Here is an 18,391-nt window from a genome sequence, read left to right on the forward strand (position 1 = left end):
CGCACCATCCCCGAAGGGGACGTGATGAAGCGGCGCGCCACCCTGCTGCAGCGCCTGCACATCGACGGCCCCTTGCTGATCCTGCTGCTGATGCTGGGGGCGACCGGCCTGTTCGTTCTCTATTCCGCGGGCGGCCGCAATCTCGACCTGCTGTTCAAGCAGGCCAGTTCCTTCGGCCTCGGCCTGGTGGCCATGGCCGTCGTCGCCCAGCTCGAACCGCGCTTCATGGCGCGCTGGGTGCCCCTGGGCTACGTGATCGGCGTGGCCCTGCTGGTGGTGGTGGACGTCATGGGCCACAACGCCATGGGCGCCACCCGCTGGATCAACATTCCCGGGGTCATCCGCTTCCAGCCGTCGGAATTCATGAAGCTCCTGATGCCCATGATGATGGCCTGGTACCTGTCCAAGCGCAGCCTGCCGCCCAACTTCAAGCACAGCGTCATCAGCCTGTCGCTGGTGGTGGTGCCCTTCGTGCTGATCCTCGACCAGCCCGATCTCGGCACCGCCATGCTGGTACTGGCCTCGGGCGGCTTCGTGCTGTTCGTCGGCGGCCTGCAGTGGCGCTGGCTGATCGGCGCGGTGAGCGCCGCGGTGCCCCTGGCGGTGGCCATGTGGTTCTTTGTCCTGCACGACTACCAGAAGCGCCGGATCCTGACCTTCCTCGACCCGGAGATGGACCCCCTGGGCGCCGGCTGGAACATCATCCAGTCCAAGGCCGCCATCGGCTCGGGCGGGGTGTTCGGCAAGGGCTGGCTGCTGGGTACCCAGTCTCATCTGGATTTTTTGCCGGAAAGTCACACGGACTTTATCATTGCCGTCCTCGGCGAAGAGTTCGGCATGGTCGGCGTCTGCCTGCTGCTGGTGCTCTATCTGCTGCTCATCGGTCGCGGCCTGACCATCACGGTGCAGGCCCAGACGTTGTTCGGCAAGTTGCTCGCCGGCGGCGTGACCATGACCTTCTTCGTCTATGTCTTCGTCAACATCGGCATGGTCAGCGGCCTGCTCCCCGTGGTGGGCGTACCGCTGCCATTCATCAGCTATGGCGGCACCTCGGTGGTCACCTTGTTCACCGGGTTCGGAGTTTTGATGTCGATCCACACGCACCGCAAGTGGATCGCCCAGGTTTAACACGCAACAAAGAAGGGTTAGATGCCGACAATGGGATGGATGCGTCGCTGCCTGCTGAGCCTCGGGCTCGCGGGTGCGATGGGCGTGACGACCGGCGTCGTCGCGGGTGACTACGACGCGGCACCGCTGACGCGCGACTTCATCGCCGAGATGAGTCAGAGCTATGGCTTCGCCCCGGAACAGCTGCAGGCGCTGTTCGGCGAGGTCGAGCGCAAGCAGGCCATCCTCGACGCCATCTCGCGACCGGCCGAGCGGGTCAAGCCCTGGAGCGAATATCGCCCCATCTTCATCACCGATCGGCGCATTGCCCAGGGCGTCGATTTCTGGAAGGCCCACGAAGAGGCCCTGGCCCGCGCCGAGCGCGAATACGACGTGCCGGCCCAGTTCATCGTCGCCATCATCGGCGTGGAAACCTTCTACGGCCGCAACACCGGCAACTACCGGGTGCTGGATGCGCTCTCGACCCTGGCCTTCGACTATCCGCCGCGCGCGCCCTTCTTCCGTAGCCAGCTGCGCGAATTCCTGCTGCTGGCCCGCGAGCAGCAGGTCGATCCGCTCAGCCTGACCGGTTCCTATGCCGGCGCCATGGGCCTGCCGCAATTCATGCCGGGCAGCTTCCGCGCCTATGCGGTGGACTTCGACGGCGACGGCCACATCAACATCTGGTCCGATCCCACCGACGCCATCGGCAGCGTGGCCAACTACTTCAAGCGCCACGGCTGGTCCGGACGCGGTCCCACCGCCATTCGCGCCCAGGTCAGCGGCGAGCGGGTGGAGGAGGGCGTGGTGGCCGGCATCGAGCCGGTCAAGAGCGTCGCCGAGTTGCGCGCCCTGGGCTGGAACGCCCAAGACCCTGCCCTGCGTGACGATTTGCGTGTAACCTCGTTCCGCCTCGACGGAGACAAGGGACCGGAGTACTGGATGGGCCTGCCCAATTTCTACGCCATTACCCGATACAATCGCAGCGTCATGTACGCCATGGCGGTGACCGATCTGGCCAATGCCATCGCCGAGCGCCATGCCGCCGAGGGTGCCAAGCCGTGATGCGCCTGACTGCCCTGGCGCGCCTGGCCGGTTGCCTGGGCCTCGGCCTGCTGCTGGTGAGCTGTTCCAGCCAGGCGCCCAAGCCGACCAGCAAGGGCGTGGCCGGACCGGGTGGCTACCTGCGTCCGCACCGTGACGGCGCCCCCTGGTGGGACGTGGACGTCAGCCGCATTCCCGACGCCGTGCCCATGCCCTACAACGGGCCGCTGAAGAACAATCCCTACACCGTGCTGGGCAAGACCTATTTCCCGCTGACCGATTCGCGCAACTACCGCGTGACCGGCACCGCGTCCTGGTACGGCACCAAGTTCCATGGTCAGGCCACCGCCAACGGCGAGACCTACGACCTCTATGGCATGACCGCGGCGCACAAGACCCTGCCGCTACCCAGCTACGTGCGGGTCACCAACCTGGACAACGGCCGCAGTGTGATCCTGCGCGTCAACGACCGCGGCCCCTTCTATTCCGACCGGGTCATCGACCTGTCCTTTGCCGCGGCCAAGAAGCTCGGCTACGCCGAGATCGGCACCGCCCGGGTCAGCGTCGAAGGCATAGATCCGCAGCAGTACTGGGCCCAGCGCGGCCAGGCGGTGCCCATGGTACTGGCCCAGCCGCGCCAGGCGCCGGTGGCCCAGAAGACCACCGAGACCCAGACCTTCGGCGCCATCGAGACCTATACGCCACCGGTCAACCAGCACGCCGAGCCGGTGACGCCCGCGGCCGTCGACGCAAAAAAAAACGTTTCTGTCCCAGCCGCTGGGCTCTATCTGCAGGTGGCGGCCTTCGCCAATCCGGACGCTGCGGAATTGCTCAAGGACAAGCTCAGCGACCTGACCGGTGCCCCGGTGTTCATCAGTTCGACGGTGCGCAACCAGCAGACCTTGCATCGGGTCCGCCTCGGACCGGTCCAGCCGGCTGAGGTCTCCCAGCTCCAGAACAGCGTACGCGTGGCCCGTCTGGGTCAGGCGTCTCTCGTGCAACCGGATTGAAGCAGGGATGCTTCATGACGCCCAGTCGCCGGCCCCAGCCGTCGTGATCCGCCTCGCGCGGGTCGCCGTGGACCGTGCGGTCTGGGTCCGCTGCTCCTGCCATACCCCAACCTTTCAGAGATTCGGATGACAATCGCAAAACTCGCTCGACGCCTGCTCCTCCTAGTAACGATCGCCTGTGTCCCGGCCGTCTGGGCGGCCGAGACAATGGTTCCGGCGGCGCCCCAGCTGGCCGCCAAGGCCTGGATTCTCATGGATGCCAACAGCGGCGCCGTGCTCACCGAATCCAACTCCGACCAGCGCCTGCCGCCGGCCAGCCTGACCAAGCTGATGACCGCCTACATCGCCACCCTGGAAATCAACCGGGGTCGCATCAAGGAATCGGACATGGTCACCGTCAGCGAGCACGCCTGGCGTACCGGCGGTTCGCGGATGTTCATCAAGGTCGGCACCCAGGTGTCGGTCGGTGACCTGCTGCACGGCATCATCATCCAGTCCGGCAACGACGCCAGCGTCGCCCTGGCCGAGCACATCGCCGGCAGCGAAGACGCCTTCGCCGACATGATGAACACCACCGCGCAGAAGCTGGGCATGCAGAACACCCACTTCATGGACGCCACCGGCCTGCCGGATCCGAATCACTATTCCTCGGCCCACGACATGGCGATCCTGGCGCGCGCCATCATCAACGCCGATGCCCAGCACTACGCCATCTACTCCCAGAAGGAATTCTTCTGGAACAACATCAAGCAGCCCAACCGCAACCTCTTGCTGTGGCGCGACAAGACCGTCGACGGCCTGAAGACCGGCCACACCGACGAAGCCGGCTACTGCCTGGTGGCCTCGGCCGTGCGCGACGGCATGCGTCTGGTCGCCGTGGTCTTCGGCACCAACAGCGAACAGGCCCGCGCCGCCGAGACCCAGAAGCTGCTGACCTACGGTTTCCGCTTCTTCGAGACCCAGTCCTTCTACAAGAAGGGCACCGAGCTGGCCAAGGCGCCGGTATGGAAGGGTGACAGCCGCGAAGTCCAGGCCGGTCTGGCCAACGACCTGACCATGACCCTGCCGCGCGGTCAGGCCAAGAAGCTGCACGCCGAGATGGTGCTCAACCCGCAGCTGATCGCGCCCATCGCCCAGGGCCAGGTGATCGGCAAGGTCGAGGTGAAGCTGGATGACAAGGTGGTGCACACCGCCGACCTGGTCGCGCTGCAGCCGGTCGAGGAGGGTGGCCTCTTCCGTCGCCTGTGGGATAGCATTCGCCTGTTCTTCTACGGATTGTTCAACTGATCCGTCACCCTGGAAAGGCCCGCATCTGCGGGCCTTTCACCCCCTGCCGACAGAGCTCGGCCTGGAAGTCCGCATGACCGAAGACGTTAAACCCCCCAAGATCGAATTTCCCTGCCCGCGCTATCCGATCAAGGTGATCGGCGATGCCGGTGCCGATTTCGCCGAGCTGGTGCTCGACACCGTCCAGCGCCATGCCCCAGATCTGGATCGCGGCACCCTGGTGACCCGCGACAGTCGCAACGGCCGCTTCCTCTCCGTGCAGGTGCTCATCACCGCCACCGGCGTGGACCAGCTGCAGGCCATCCACCAGGACCTGCGCGCCACCGGCCGCGTGCACATGGTGATCTGATGACCACTCCCGCCCCGGCCAGCCTGGGCGTGCGCCGCTGGGGCCTGAGGCCCTACGAGGCGACCCTGGAGGCCATGCGCCGCTTCACCGATGAACGCGGCCCGGCCACTCCCGACGAACTCTGGCTGCTGCAGCACCCTGCGGTCTTCACCCAGGGCCAGGCCGGCAAGCCCGAGCACCTGCTCGCCGTGGGCGACATTCCGGTGGTGCAGGTCGATCGCGGCGGCCAGGTCACGTACCATGGTCCCGGTCAGCTCATCGCCTATGTGCTGCTGGATGTTCGCCGCAAGGGCCTGGGCGTGCGAGAATTGGTCAGCGCCATGGAAGACAGCCTGATCGCGCTGCTCGCCGACTGGGGCGTGCAGGCCGCGGCCCGAGCCGATGCGCCGGGTGTCTACGTGGACGGCGCCAAGATCGCCTCCCTCGGGCTGCGCATCCGCAATGGCCGGTCCTTCCACGGCCTGGCGCTCAACGTTGACATGGATCTGGCACCCTTCCGCCGGATCAACCCCTGCGGTTATGCCGGCCTGGCCATGACCCAGCTCCGCGATCTGGTGACCGGGCCACTAGCTTTCGACGAGGTCCGCGAGTCTCTGGTGCGTCACCTGAGTCTGCGCCTGGGCTACCCCGAACCGATCACCCTGGAATCGGATTGACATGACCACTACAGTACAAGACAGCGTCCAGACCCTTACCCCGCCCGCCAGCCCCAACAAGGTGGAAGCCGGCGTCAAGTTGCGCGGCGCCGAAAAGGTCGCGCGCATCCCGGTAAAGATCATTCCCACCGAAGAGCTGCCGCGCAAGCCGGACTGGATCCGCGTGCGCATCCCGGTCACCCCCGAGGTCGAGCGCATCAAGCAGCTGCTGCGCAAGCACAAGCTGCACAGTGTCTGCGAAGAGGCGTCCTGCCCCAACCTGGGCGAGTGCTTCTCCGGTGGCACCGCCACCTTCATGATCATGGGTGACATCTGCACCCGTCGCTGCCCCTTCTGCGACGTCGGCCACGGTCGGCCGAAGCCGCTGGACGTGGACGAGCCGAAGAACCTGGCGGTGGCCATCGCCGACCTGGGTCTGAAGTACGTGGTGATCACCTCGGTGGACCGCGACGACCTGCGTGACGGCGGTGCCCAGCACTTCGTCGACTGCCTGCGCGAGATCCGCAAGCTGACCCCCGGCATCCAGCTGGAGACCCTGGTGCCGGACTATCGCGGTCGCATGGATGTCGCTCTGGCCATCACCGAGCAGGAGCCGCCGGATGTCTTCAACCACAACCTGGAGACCGTCCCGCGCCTGTACAAGGCCGCGCGCCCGGGTTCGGACTTCGAGTGGTCGCTGGACCTGCTGCAGAACTTCAAGAAGCGCGTGCCCCATGTGCCGACCAAGTCCGGTCTGATGCTGGGCCTGGGCGAGACCGACGAGGAAGTCATCGAGGTCATGCAGCGCATGCGCGAGCACGAGATCGACATGCTGACCCTCGGCCAGTACCTGCAGCCCTCGCGCAACCACCTGCCGGTGCAGCGCTTCGTCCACCCGGATACCTTCGCCTGGTACGCCGAGGAAGGCGCCAAGATGGGCTTCAAGAACGTCGCCTCCGGTCCCCTGGTACGTTCGTCCTACCACGCCGACCAGCAGGCGCACGGCACCAAGATCAACTGATCCTGGCGTCGTCATGAAAAAGGGCAGCCCAGTGGCTGCCCTTTTTCATGTTGGAGGCGGAATCTCTAGCCCCACTCCGATCCGCGTCTAGCCCCCTCTCCCTTCGGGAGAGGGTTGGGGTGAGGGGAGCGCCGTTACCCGCGCAGCACGCCGTCCACCAGCGCCTTGGCTTCTTCCTGGATACGCCCCAGGTGGGCTTCGCCCTCGAAGCTCTCGGCGTAGATCTTGTAGACGTCCTCGGTACCGGAGGGGCGAGCGGCGAACCAACCGTTCTCGGTGACTACCTTGAGGCCACCGATGGCGGCGCCGTTGCCGGGGGCCTCGGTGAGAATGGCGGTGATCGGCTGGCCGGCCAGCTCCTTGGCGGTAACCTGGGCGGCGGAGAGCTTGCTCAGCCGAGCCTTCTGCTCGCGGTCGGCGGCGGCGTCGATGCGCTGGTAGACCGGAGCGCCGAAGCGCTCGGTCAGGGCCTGGTAGCGCTCACCCGGGTCCTTGCCGGTCACGGCGGTGATTTCCGCGGCCAGCAGGCCGAGGATGATGCCGTCCTTGTCGGTGGACCAGGCGCCACCGGCCTTGCGCAGGAAGGAGGCCCCGGCGGATTCCTCGCCACCGAAGCCCAGGCTGCCGTCCAGCAGGCCGTCGACGAACCACTTGAAGCCTACCGGCACTTCCACCACCTGGCGGCCGATGCCCTGGGCCACGCGGTCGATCATCGAGGAGGACACCAGGGTCTTGCCGATGCCGGCCTGCTGGCTCCACTGCGGGCGGTGGGTGAAGAGGTATTCGATGGCCACCGCCAGGTAGTGGTTGGGATTGAGCAGGCCCATCGAGCGGGCGACGATGCCGTGGCGGTCATGGTCGGTATCGCAGGCGAAGGACACGTCGAATCTGTCCTTGTTCTCGATCAGGCCGGCCATGGCGTGGGGCGAGCTGCAGTCCATGCGGATCTTGCCGTCCCAGTCCAGGCGCATGAAGCGGAAGGTCTGGTCGACGCGGGTGGACAGCACCTCCAGCGGCAGGCCATAGCGCTCGGCGATGCGCGGCCAGTAGTGCACCCCGGCGCCGCCCAGGGGATCGACGCCAAAGGTCAGGCCGGAGCCGCGGATGGCGTCCAGGTCGATGACCTGGCCCAGGCCGCTCACGTAGCTGTCGAGGAAATCGAATTTGTGGGTGGTGGCGGCCTTGAGCGCCTGGCGGTAGTCCATCCGCTTGACGCCGTCGAGACCGGCCACCAGCAGGGCATTGGCGCGGTCCTGGATACTCTTGGTGACGTTGGTGTCGGCCGGGCCGCCATTGGTGGGGTTGTACTTGAAGCCGCCATCGGCCGGCGGATTGTGCGACGGGGTGATGACGATGCCGTCGGCCAGGCCCGAGCTGCGGCCGGCGTTGTATTCGAGGATGGCGTTGGACAGCGCCGGGGTGGGGGTATAGCCCGGTTCGCCGTGGGTTTCGGCGCAGCCGGCGTCGATACGGACCTCCACGCCGTTGGCGGCGAGCACTTCCAGGGCGGAGATGAAGGCCGGTTCGGACAGCGCGTGGGTGTCCATGCCCATGAACAGCGGGCCGTCGACGCCCTGGGCCTTGCGGTATTCGCAGATGGCCTGGGTGATGGCGAGGATGTGCCACTCGTTGAAGCTGCCCTTGAGCGAGGAACCGCGGTGCCCGGAGGTGCCAAAGGCGACCTGCTGACCTGGATCGCTGGGGTCGGGGCGATCGCTGTAGTAGCGCGCCACCAGGCGCGGCAGGTGGGTCAGGGTGTTCTCGTCGGGAAGGCGTCCTGCATTGGCGGCAATACTCATCTCGGGTTCCTTGGCTTGAATGGAGCCCGGGCGTTTCGAGTACCCCGGGCGACGCGACTCGCGTTCGACCTTGGCGATCGCAGTTTGCTCAGTTCGCCCGAGGGGCGATCCTCAGAATGCCGATCCGTGCACGCTGAGACCGCCGATCGGAACGGGATATCAACCGCGCAGCTTGTCCAGCAGCTGATGGTTGGGATAGCCGTCGGCAGGCCAGCCCTGGGACTGCTGGTAGGCGCGGATGGCCTTGCGGGTGTTGGCGCCGATGATGCCGTCGGCGCTGCCCGGGTCGAGCCCCAGGGCGGCCAGGCGCTGTTGCAGCTCCACACGCTCGCTGCGGCTCAGCGGCAGGTCGTCGGTGGGCCAGCTGCCGGCGATCTGGCCGGCGTCGCGATAGCGCTCCGAGAGCAACGCCACGCCCAGGGCATAGGAGCTGGAGTTGTTGTACTTGAGGATGGTGCGGAAGTTGTTGAACACCAGGAAGGCCGGACCGCGATGGCCGGCGGGCAGCAGCAGCGAGGCGCTGTCGCTCGGCTGGGCGGCCGGTTGCGGCAGGCCGAGGCCCTGGATGCCCAGGGCGTTCCACTCGGCCAGGCTCTTGCGCACGCCCATGTCGGCCAGGCTGTAGTCGAAATTAGCCGGTACCCGCACCTCGTAGCCCCAGGGCTTGCCGTCCTGCCAGCCGGAGGCCTTGAGGTAGTTGGCGGTGGAGGCCAGGGCATCGGCGGTGGAGCCCCAGATGTCGCGGCGACCGTCGCCGTCGAAGTCCACCGCGTACTGGTCGTAGGTGGTGGGGATGAACTGGGTCTGGCCCATGGCGCCGGCCCAGGAGCCGATCATGCGGTCGGCGGTGACGTCGCCGTGCTGCAGGATGCCGAGGGCGGCGATGAGCTGGTCCTGGGCGAAGTCCGGGCGGCGACCTTCGTAGGCGAGGGTGGCCAGGGAGCGGATGACGCCCTTGTTGCCCATGTTGTTGCCGTAGTTGCTCTCCATGCCCCAGAAGGCCACCAGGCGCGCCGGCTCGATGCCATAGCGGGCCTCCAGGGAGGCCAGCAGCCCGGCCTGCTGGATCAGCAGGCTCTTGCCGTTGCGCACCCGCAGCGGCGACACGGCGGATTCCAGGTATTCCCAGACCGGCTTGGTGAATTCCGGCTGGCTGCGGTCGGCGGCGATCACTGCCGGATCGGGTTGCACGCCGGCAAAGGCCTGGTCGAAGGTGGCGGCCGAGATGCCCCGGCCCAGGGCCAGGGTGCGAAAGCGACTGCGCCATTGCTCGAAGCTTTCATCCGGCTGCGGCATGGCCTCGGCCGCCGAGGCGGGGGCATTGGCCGCGGGCGCGGGTTTGGACGAGGAGGGTGAAGAGGGCGCCGCGGAGGGCGTCGTCTGAGTCTGGGCGCAGGCGGCCAGGGCGGCGGTCAGCAGGGTGACCAGGGTTCCGGCGAGGAGGCCGCCGGTCTTGAATCCGCGGGTTTTCCCGAATTGCATCTGTCTCCACCGGACGTCTAGGCAGGAAGACTCACCTTAGCACGGCCCGGGTGCTGGCGTCTGGACGCGGGTTTCAGGCGGCCAGAAAGACCGAAGCCTTCTCGTCTTGCAACGAGAAGGCTTCGCGGCGGTAGCTGCCTTTGCCCTTGGCAGGCTTTTCCTGGCGGGCGCGATATCGGGGATCGCTGACGAGGACCTTGGCCTTGTTGGGGCCGCGGCTGTATTTCTTGGCCATGGTGCGTGCTCCGAGGGTTGGGGACTCCCCCTTGATGGGGGCGCGCCAGTCTATTGCAAGGGCCGTGGATTGCAAGGCGCGGCCAGCGTCAGGACCTGGGCAGGGCCAGCCGCTTGCCGGCGAGCGTCAGCGCCAGGCTGGCCAGGGTCAGCCAGACCTCGCCGGGTGCCTGGCCCTTGATCTGTTCGTCGGCGACCTGGGCTTCGCGCAGCAGGGCTTCCAGGCGGCGCGCACCCTGGCGCTGCAGGGCCCTACTAACCAGCGGCCGCCGCTTGTCCCACACCGGCGGTTTGACCTGGGTGAAGGCGCGCTCCAGCGGCGTGCCGCTTTCCTGCAGATGGGCGAGGTTGGCCAGCAGGCGCAGTTCCCGGGCCAGGGCCCAGAGCACCACGGCGGCTTCCACGCCTTCGCCGCGCAGGCCTTCGAGGATGCGCAGGGCATGTTCCGCATCGCCGGCCAGGGCGGCGTCCAGCAGGCCGAAGACGTCATAGCGGGCACTGTCGGCCACCGAGGCGCGCACGGTCTCGGCATCCACCTGGGAGCCTTCGATGAGCAGGCGGAGCTTTTCGATCTCCTGGGCCGCGGCCAGCAGATTGCCTTCCACCCGCTCGGCGATCAGTTCGACCGCCTCGGGGGTGGCGGCCAGTCCTAGGCGCGACAGACGCTGGTTGATCCACTGCGGCAGCTGCGCCAGCTCCACCGGCCAGATCTGCACGAATTGCGCCTGCGGGTGCTCCAGCAGGGCCTTGGCCCACTTGGTCTTCTGGGCGGCGGCATCCAGGCGCGGCAGGCTGATCAGCAGCAGGGTGTCTTCGGCGGGGCGGGCCAGGTAGTCGAGCAGGGCGGCCGTGCCCTTGTCGCCCGGCTTGCCGGTGGGCAGGCGCAATTCGAGGATGCGCTTCTGGGCGAACAGCGAGAGGCTGGCACCGGCCTCATAGAGACGACCCCAGTCGAAACCGGCATCGACGTCGAAGACCTCGCGCTCGTCGAAGCCCTGGGCGCGGGCCGCGCCGCGAATGGCATCGCTGGCTTCCTGACAGAGGAGGGGCTCGTCGCCGCTGACGGCATAGACGGCGGCCAGCGAGCCCTGGAGCTGCTTGCCGAGCTGGTTGGCGTTGAGTTTCATGCTGAACCGGAAGGGCAAACCGGAGCCTTGCGGCTCCGGATGCGGCGCTTAGCGCGCGGGGGTGGGGATGTCGATCGGCGACTGCTGCGGCGGGGCGGACTCGCGGGCGCGGCGGTCGGCTTCGGCCTTGGCGGCGGCACGGGCATCGGCGTCGCGCTGCAGCTTCTCCAGGCGCTCCGGCGTCACGGCCTGCAGGCGGGCGGCCAGCTGTTGCACCAGCTCGCGACGCATTTCGCGGCGCAACTGGTCCTTCTGCTGTTCGGAACCGACGATGTTGTTCTGGTCGGTCACGTAGTAGCGCTGGGTTTCCAGGTAGTCGCTGACCAGCACCGCCTGGTTCTTGCCAATGATGCTGTAGGGCTGACGGGTGGTCAGCTCGACCTCGGCACTGCGGGCGCCACTGGTGTAGCTGGCGGTGCGCTCGCTCTGGGCTTCGCCGCCCAGATCCAGGGTGTAGGGCGCGCCCGAGGTGACCCGCACATGGGCGTCGTCCAGCATGTCGCGGACGTCCTTGACGGTCTGACCATAGGCGTCGCGCGCCGTCAGGTTCAGCTCGGTGAGGCTCAGGCGGGTTTCGCCGGTGCCACGCAGCTGGAAGCCGCAGGCGGTCAGCAGTGTCGCCAGGCCGACTACCGCAAGGCCGGGGAGAATCCGTTTCTTCATCTGTTGTCTGCTCCGTTCGCGTGTCTTAGTTGGCGACGATGTTGACCAGTTTACCCGGGACCACGACGACCTTGCGGATGGTCAGACCCTCGGTGAAGCGTGCCACGTTCTCGTTGGCGCGGGCGGCGGCCTCGATGGCCTCGCGACTGGCATCGGCCGGTACTTCGATCTGGCCGCGCAGCTTGCCGTTCACCTGGATGACGATCTGCAGGCTGTCCTGCACCAGGGCGCTCTCGTCCACCTGCGGCCAGCGGGCGTCGATGACCGCGTCGCTGTGGCCCAGTTGCTGCCAGAGACCGTGGGCGATGTGCGGGGTGATGGGCGCCAGCAGCAGGGTGACGGCCTCCAGGCCTTCCTGCAGCAGACGGCGATCGGTGTCGCTGTCCTGGGCGGCCTTTTCCAGCACGTTCATCAGGGTCATGACCGCGGCGATGGCGGTGTTGAACTTGTGATGCTGACCGATATCCTGGCTGGCCTGGCGGATGGCCAGGTGGATGGCACGGCGGACGTCCTTCTGGGCGGGCGACAGCTCGCCGAGGGCGCCGGCAGTCGGCAGGCCCTGGCTCACGTGGGCCTGGGCCAGACGCCAGACGCGGCGCAGGAAGCGGCTCGCACCCTCGACGCCGGAATCGGACCACTCCAGGCTCATGTCCGGCGGCGAGGCGAACATCATGAACAGGCGGCAGGTGTCGGCGCCGTACTGGTCGATCATCGCCTGGGGATCGACGCCGTTGTTCTTCGACTTGGACATCTTCTCGACGCCACCGATTTCCACCGGCTGGCCGTCGCTCTTCAGGCGCGCCCCGATCACCTTGGCCTTGGCGTCGCGTTCCACCTCGACATCGGCCGGGTTGAACCAGTCCTTGCTGCCGTTGGGATTGGTGCGGTAGTAGGTCTCGGCCACCACCATGCCCTGGGTCAGCAGATTCTCGAAGGGCTCGTCGGAATCGATCAGGCCCTGGTCGCGCATCAGCTTGTGGAAGAAGCGCGAGTAGAGCAGGTGCAGGATGGCGTGCTCGATGCCGCCGATGTACTGGTCGACGGGCAGCCAGTAGTTGGCTTCTTCCTTGTCCAGCATGCCGCCGGTGAAATTCGGCGAGGCATAGCGGGCGAAGTACCAGGAGCTTTCGACGAAGGTGTCCATGGTGTCGGTTTCGCGACGGGCCGGCTGGCCGTTGCGCGGATCGACGGTCTCGTAGAATTCCGGCATGCGCGCCAGCGGCGAGCCGGCGCCGTCCGGCACCACGTCCTCGGGCAGCACCACCGGCAGCAGGTCGGCCGGCACCGGAATATCGACGCCATCGTCGCCGTGGATGATGGGGATCGGGCAGCCCCAGTAGCGCTGGCGGCTGATGCCCCAGTCGCGCAGGCGGAACTGGGTGCGCGGCTGGCCCAGGCCCTTGGCCTGCAGATCGGCGCCGATGGCGTCGAAGGCGGCGTCGTAGGCGAGGTTGTCGTAGGCACCGGAATTGATCAGGAAGCCTTCCTTGCTGCCGTACCAGTCCTTCCACTGCACCGGGTCGAACTGGTAGCGCTCGTATTCCTCGGGGCTGTAGTCGTCCGGATTGGCCAGCACCTGGGTGGCCTCGGCGGTATCCACCACCTGGACGATGGGCAACTGGTACTTGTTGGCGAATTCGAAGTCACGCTCGTCGTGACCGGGCACGGCCATGACCGCGCCGTCGCCGTAGTGCATCAGCACATAGTTGGCGACCCATACCGGCAGGCGGGCGTCGGTCAGCGGATGACGGACGAACAGGCCGGTGTCCAGGCCCTTCTTCTCCTGGGTGGCGATGTCGGCTTCGGCGACGCCGCCGCGCTTGCACTCGTCGATGAAGGCCTGCAGCTCGGCATTGCCCTGGGCGGCCTGGGTGGCCAGCGGGTGTTCCGCGGCCACGGCGACATAGGTGGCGCCGAGCAGGGTGTCGGGGCGGGTGGTGAAGACCTTCAGGGTACCTTCGGCGCCGATGCTGTCCTGGTCATAGGGGAATTGCACCTCCATGCCGCGGGACTTGCCGATCCAGTTGCGCTGCATGGTCTTGACCTGCTCTGGCCAGCCGGGCAGGCCGTCGAGGGAGGTCAGCAGCTCTTCCGCATAGTCGGTGATGCGGAAGTAGTACATGGGGATCTCGCGCTTCTCGATCAGCGCACCGCTGCGCCAGCCGCGGCCGTCGATGACCTGCTCGTTGGCCAGGACGGTCTGGTCCACCGGGTCCCAGTTCACCGTGCCGTTCTTGCGGTAGATGATGCCCTTCTCGAACAACTGGGTGAACAGCCACTGCTCCCAGCGATAGTAGTCGGGCTTGCAGGTGGTGACCTCGCGGGACCAGTCGATCGCCAGACCCAGGCTCTGCAGCTGGGACTTCATGTAGGCGATGTTCTCGTAGGTCCACTTGGCGGGGGCCACGCCGTTCTTCATGGCGGCGTTTTCCGCGGGCATGCCGAAGGCGTCCCAGCCCATGGGCTGCAGGACGTTCTTGCCCAGCATCCGCTGGTAGCGGGCGATGACGTCGCCGATGGTGTAGTTGCGCACGTGCCCCATGTGCAGCTTGCCGCTGGGGTAGGGGAACATCGACAGGCAGTAGAACTTCTCCTGGCCCGGGCGCATGGTGGCCTTGAAGGACAGATTCTGGTCCCAGAAGGACTGGGCGGCGGCTTCTATTTCGCGGGGCTGATAGTGTTCGTGCATGGGCGTGTCGAGGGCTGCAGAGGCGTTTGATCGAGCCGCCAAGCATACATGACCCCCCGAGCGCGGGGAAATGTCCCGGTCCGCCGCTTGTTTCGCACTCCGGGGGAGGCAGGGTTGGAAGGGCCGTACTAGGCTGTTCAAACGTCCGTTCAATTATTCGGGAGGATGATCGCCATCATGGGAAAGTTTCGACGCGAGTCCGAAAAGCTGCCCGTCGACGTGCGCCTGCAACGGCGCCTGGCGCTGGCGCTGGATGAGGCGGCTACCCAGGAGCGCCTCTATGACAAAGCCGATGAGGAAGTCGAGGTGCAGGGCCTGAGTCCGGCCGAATATGCCCTGGTCAAGCGCTGGCTGGCGCGCCATCAGGCGACCGACGCCGCCATGGCCTGCTGCCTGGGCTGTGGCCGGGTCCAGCCGGCGGGTGCCTTCTGCCCGCGGTGTCAGGGCCGACGACTGCTGGTCGAGAGTCCTTCTGCCCCGGTCGGCGCTCCCCTACACTAGGCGCCGCCGCGACCCGGAGGTCGCCCCCGACCGGAGGGACCATGGGTCTGCGCTATTTCTTCAAGCAACTGCTGCTGCCACCGGGCGGCCTGCTGCTGCTCCTGTTGCTGGGCTGGTGGTTGCGTCGTCGCTATCCGCGCCTGGGGCTGGTCTGCTTCCTGGGCGGGCTGCTGGGGCTCTGGGCCAGCACCCTGCCGGTCGTGGTGGAAACGGGTGGGCGCCTGCTGGAGCGCGATGCCGCGCTGCCCGAGGTGCGCTGGGCGGACCTTGCGCAGCAGGCCGACGCCATCGTGGTGCTGGGCGCCGGTCGCGAAGTGGACGATCCGGGCTGGGCGGGCGATGCCGCCAGCCACCTGGCGGTGGAGCGGCTGCGCTATGCGGCGCGACTGGCCAAGGCCAGCGGCCTGCCGGTGCTGATCACCGGGGGCTCGCCCCATGACCGTCCACTGAGCGAGGCGGCGCTGATGACCGAGGTGATGGAACGCGACCTGGGGGTGCCGGTGCGCTGGCAGGAAGGGGGCAGTCGCACCACCTGGGAAAACGCCACCCTGAGTGCGCCGCTGCTGCGCGAGGCCGGGGTCAAGCGGGTGGTGCTGGTGACCCAGGCCTATCACATGGCTCGTTCGCGCTGGTGTTTCGAACGGCAGGGCTTCGCCGTGGTGGCCGCGCCCATGGGCTTCATCGGCGTCGTCAATGCCCGGCCCTTCGGTGGCTGGCTACCGGAAGCCAAGGCGGTCGAGCAGACCGCCCAGTTGCTCAACGAGGCTGCCGGACTACTTCTCTATCCGCTCGCCTATCGCTGACGCGCGCCTAGCTCTGGGTGACCACCAGCGGCGTCTCTTCCGGGCGATCCTGCCGACGCATTAGCAGACCCCAGAGCAGCACCAGGGCGGAAAAGATCCCCAGCGGCCAGAGGCGGTAGTGCAGATAGGGCGTCAGGCCGTCCATGGGCACCACGGTGCCCTGCAGCACGCCGACCTCGAAGGCCGGGATCTGCCGGCTGATGCGACCGAAGGGATCGACCAGGGCGGTAATGCCGTCGTTGGTGACCCGTACCAGCCAGCGCCCGCTTTCCAGGGCGCGCATCTGCGCCATCTGCAGGTGCTGTTGCGGTCCGATGGACTTGCCGAACCAGGTGTCGTTGCTGATGGTGAGCAGCAGCTGACTCTGGGCCGCCATGCTGGCGACGAATTCCGGATAGACCACCTCGTAGCAGATGTAGGGCGCCACGCGATAGCCCTTCACCAGCAGCGGTTCCTGCTGCTCGGGACCACGGACGAAGTCGGACATGGGCAGGTCGAAGAAGCCGATCAGGCCGCGCAAGTAGTCCTGCAGCGGCACGTATTCGCCAAAGGGCACCAGCTTCTGCTTGTAGTAGGTGCCCGAGCCGTTGCCGACCGCGGTGATGCTGTTGAAATAGCGCGAATCGCCGTCGGCGTCGCGTTCCCGCGCCGGCAGGCCGGTCACCAGGGCGCCGCCATGGGCCGCCACCTGGGCGCCTTCGGCGGCGAGGAAGTCACTGACGTATTCGCGCAGCACGGGAATGGCGTTTTCTGGCCAGACCACGAGGTCGGCATCGGTCTGCTCGGCGGTGCGGTCACGATAGAGCGCCAGGGTGGCGCGGGCGTGGTCGGGATTCCACTTGAGTTCCTGGGCGATGTTGCCCTGGACCCCGGCGACCTTGAGCGGCGCGCCGGCGGGTTGCGTCCAGACCTGGCCCTTGAAGACGTCGCCGGCCACCCAGGGCAGGGCCACCAGCACCAGGCCCGCGACCAGGGCGAGCGGCCGCATGATCAGGCGCGGGGCGTTGACCAGCAGCGCCGCGGTAAAGGCCAGCGCGGCGGAGATCAGCCAGACGCCACCCAGCGGCGCCAGGCCCTGCAGGGGGCCGTTGAGCTGGCTGTAGCCGAGCAGCAGCCAGGGAAAGCCGGTCAGCGCCCAGCTGCGGAACAGTTCCAGGGCGAACCAGAGGCCGGCAAAGGTGAGGGCGTCGCCCAGGGGCGCCTGGTTGCGTCTCAGGCACAGCGCCCAGAGCGCGGCCGGCAGGGCGAAGAACAGCGCGATACCGGCGCAGAAGCCCACGGTGAGAAACAGCGCCAGGGGTACCGGCGCGGCGCCATAGGTGTGGATGCTGACGTAGATCCAGCTGGTGCCGGCGAGAAAGGCGCCGAAGCCGTAGCACCAGCCACGCAGCAGGGCGCGCCAGACACCGAGACCCTTGAGGCCCAGGTAGAAGAGGGCGGCGGACAGCAGCGCCAGCGGCCAGATGTTGAAGGGGGCCAGCGCCAGGGGCGTGAGGGCACCAGCGAAGAGCGCCAGAAGGTTGCCCTTCCAGCCGGGTTGAGAGATCCAGCGCATCGAAAATCCTTGGTCCGATCGAGGCTGCGCAAGCTTACTCGCCGCCGCGGGGGAGTGCCAAAGGCGTGTGCGGGGGAGAGCGAGGCAGGTCGCAGTCGGGAGAGGGGAGAAGCTATCGCGGCCATGGGCCGCTCCTACGGGATGGTAGGAGCGTCTGCATCGGCGGACCGCCATGGCCGCGATTGAATGGATAGAGCGCTTGGCCCTCATCCCAGCCCTCTCCCAGAGGGAAAGGGGGTAAGGGCGCTATCGATTGACCGGGGTCACGCGCAGCAGGTGGATGCGGCGGCCGTCGGCGTTGAGCACGCGGAAGCGGAAGTCGTCGATCACCGTTTCCTCGTTGCGCTTGGGCAGGTGGCCCAGGCGATTCATCACCAGGCCACCGGCGGTGTCGGCCTCGGCATCGGCGAAACGGGTTTCCAGGGTTTCGTTGAGGGTCTCGATGGGGGTGAGCGCCTTGACCACGAAGTCGCCATTGGGCAGCGACTTGATGAAGCTCTCTTCCTCCACGTCGTGCTCGTCCTCGATCTCGCCGACGATCTGCTCGAGCACGTCCTCGATGGTGACCAGGCCGGCGACGCCACCGTATTCGTCCACCACGATGGCCATGTGGCTGTGGGTCGAACGGAATTCCCGCAGCAGCACGTTGAGCCGCTTGGACTCGGGCACGAAGGTGGCCGGGCGCAGCACCGCCTTGAGGTCGAAGGTGCGCTCGTGGTCGAGCAGCAGCGGCAGCAGGTCCTTGGCCAGCAGCAGGCCGAGGACGTCGTCGGGGCCATCGCCGATCACCGGGTAGCGGGAGTGGGCGGCCTCGATCACCGCCGGCAGGAATTCCGCCGGGGTCTGGTGGGCGCGGATGCTGATGATCTGCGAGCGCGGCACCATGATGTCGCGTACCTGCAGGTCGGCCACCGAGATGGCGCCCTCGACGATGGACAGGGCTTCGCTGTCGAGCACCTTGTTCTCATGCGCCTCGCGCAGCAGTTCCAGCAGTTCCTGGCGACTCTTGGGTTCATGGGCAAAGGCCTGGACGATGCGTTCCAGCCAGGAACGATGCCCAGTGCCTGATCGATCTTCGTTCATGT

Annotated in this window: 17 protein-coding genes; 9 read left to right on the forward strand and 8 right to left on the reverse strand. The window is 67.0% G+C overall.

Features of this window, described 5'->3' with window-relative positions:
* Positions 1-24: 24 nt before the first annotated feature.
* The 7 genes from rodA to lipA all read left to right on the forward strand — a co-directional run bounded on the left by rodA (position 25) and on the right by lipA (position 6,453).
* Positions 25-1,128, forward strand: coding sequence for a rod shape-determining protein RodA (gene rodA, locus OXS31_RS19975; protein ID WP_085982634.1), 1,104 nt, complete (start codon positions 25-27; stop codon positions 1,126-1,128).
* A 21-nt stretch (positions 1,129-1,149) separates the two neighbouring features.
* Positions 1,150-2,172 carry a lytic murein transglycosylase B gene (mltB, locus tag OXS31_RS19980; RefSeq protein WP_027602476.1) on the forward strand — a complete coding sequence of 341 codons (1,023 nt, stop codon included), beginning with the start codon at positions 1,150-1,152 and terminating at the stop codon, positions 2,170-2,172.
* Positions 2,172-3,161: a septal ring lytic transglycosylase RlpA family protein gene (locus OXS31_RS19985; RefSeq protein ID WP_037007194.1), complete on the forward strand. Its 990-nt coding sequence runs from the start codon at positions 2,172-2,174 to the stop codon at positions 3,159-3,161. Before mltB ends, OXS31_RS19985 begins: the two co-directional genes overlap by 1 nt.
* A 126-nt stretch (positions 3,162-3,287) precedes the next feature.
* Positions 3,288-4,448 carry a D-alanyl-D-alanine carboxypeptidase family protein gene (locus OXS31_RS19990; protein WP_007159663.1) on the forward strand — a complete coding sequence of 387 codons (1,161 nt, stop codon included), beginning with the start codon at positions 3,288-3,290 and terminating at the stop codon, positions 4,446-4,448.
* Between the two features lie 73 nt (positions 4,449-4,521).
* Positions 4,522-4,797, forward strand: coding sequence for a DUF493 domain-containing protein (locus OXS31_RS19995; RefSeq protein WP_007159662.1), 276 nt, complete (start codon positions 4,522-4,524; stop codon positions 4,795-4,797).
* Positions 4,797-5,453 carry a lipoyl(octanoyl) transferase LipB gene (lipB, locus tag OXS31_RS20000; RefSeq protein ID WP_007159661.1) on the forward strand — a complete coding sequence of 219 codons (657 nt, stop codon included), beginning with the start codon at positions 4,797-4,799 and terminating at the stop codon, positions 5,451-5,453. The genes OXS31_RS19995 and lipB overlap by 1 nt, the downstream gene beginning before the upstream one ends.
* Before the next feature lies 1 nt (position 5,454).
* Complete coding sequence (lipA, locus tag OXS31_RS20005; protein ID WP_267401495.1) at positions 5,455-6,453, forward strand: lipoyl synthase; 999 nt, start codon at positions 5,455-5,457, stop codon at positions 6,451-6,453.
* Between the two features lie 134 nt (positions 6,454-6,587).
* Here lipA and pgm read toward each other — a convergent pair whose 3' ends face one another.
* The 6 genes from pgm to leuS form a co-directional block, all read right to left on the reverse strand.
* Complete coding sequence (pgm, locus tag OXS31_RS20010; RefSeq protein ID WP_267401496.1) at positions 6,588-8,252, reverse strand: phosphoglucomutase (alpha-D-glucose-1,6-bisphosphate-dependent); 1,665 nt, start codon at positions 8,250-8,252, stop codon at positions 6,588-6,590.
* A gap of 159 nt (positions 8,253-8,411) precedes the next feature.
* Complete coding sequence (locus OXS31_RS20015) at positions 8,412-9,734, reverse strand: lytic murein transglycosylase (protein ID WP_042136280.1); 1,323 nt, start codon at positions 9,732-9,734, stop codon at positions 8,412-8,414.
* 73 nt (positions 9,735-9,807) lie between these two features.
* On the reverse strand, positions 9,808-9,969 hold the full coding sequence (arfA, locus tag OXS31_RS20020; RefSeq protein ID WP_007159657.1) for an alternative ribosome rescue factor ArfA: 162 nt from the start codon (positions 9,967-9,969) through the stop codon (positions 9,808-9,810).
* An 88-nt stretch (positions 9,970-10,057) separates the two neighbouring features.
* Entirely contained in the window at positions 10,058-11,095 is a 1,038-nt protein-coding gene (gene holA, locus OXS31_RS20025; RefSeq protein WP_267401497.1) for a DNA polymerase III subunit delta, read from the reverse strand.
* Between the two features lie 48 nt (positions 11,096-11,143).
* Complete coding sequence (lptE, locus tag OXS31_RS20030) at positions 11,144-11,758, reverse strand: LPS assembly lipoprotein LptE (RefSeq protein WP_027597194.1); 615 nt, start codon at positions 11,756-11,758, stop codon at positions 11,144-11,146.
* 25 nt (positions 11,759-11,783) lie between these two features.
* Positions 11,784-14,447, reverse strand: a complete 2,664-nt coding sequence (leuS, locus tag OXS31_RS20035) for a leucine--tRNA ligase (protein ID WP_027602483.1) — start codon at positions 14,445-14,447, stop codon at positions 11,784-11,786.
* A gap of 177 nt (positions 14,448-14,624) precedes the next feature.
* Here leuS and OXS31_RS20040 point away from each other — a divergent pair, with 177 nt between their 5' ends.
* Together OXS31_RS20040 and OXS31_RS20045 are read left to right on the forward strand one after the other, a co-directional pair.
* Positions 14,625-14,948: a hypothetical protein gene (locus tag OXS31_RS20040; protein ID WP_244898774.1), complete on the forward strand. Its 324-nt coding sequence runs from the start codon at positions 14,625-14,627 to the stop codon at positions 14,946-14,948.
* A 41-nt stretch (positions 14,949-14,989) separates the two neighbouring features.
* Entirely contained in the window at positions 14,990-15,751 is a 762-nt protein-coding gene (locus OXS31_RS20045) for a YdcF family protein (RefSeq protein ID WP_027602485.1), read from the forward strand.
* Between the two features lie 7 nt (positions 15,752-15,758).
* On the opposite strand, the gene lnt is transcribed toward OXS31_RS20045, so the two are convergent.
* Both lnt and OXS31_RS20055 read right to left on the reverse strand, forming a co-directional pair.
* On the reverse strand, positions 15,759-17,306 hold the full coding sequence (lnt, locus tag OXS31_RS20050; RefSeq protein WP_074583854.1) for an apolipoprotein N-acyltransferase: 1,548 nt from the start codon (positions 17,304-17,306) through the stop codon (positions 15,759-15,761).
* A gap of 246 nt (positions 17,307-17,552) precedes the next feature.
* Entirely contained in the window at positions 17,553-18,389 is an 837-nt protein-coding gene (locus tag OXS31_RS20055; RefSeq protein WP_007159650.1) for a transporter associated domain-containing protein, read from the reverse strand.
* Positions 18,390-18,391: the final 2 nt, after the last annotated feature.

The sequence above is a fragment of the Pseudomonas sp. GM_Psu_1 genome (assembly GCF_026544185.1).
Taxonomy (GTDB): Bacteria; Pseudomonadota; Gammaproteobacteria; order Pseudomonadales; family Pseudomonadaceae; genus Chryseomonas; species Chryseomonas oryzihabitans.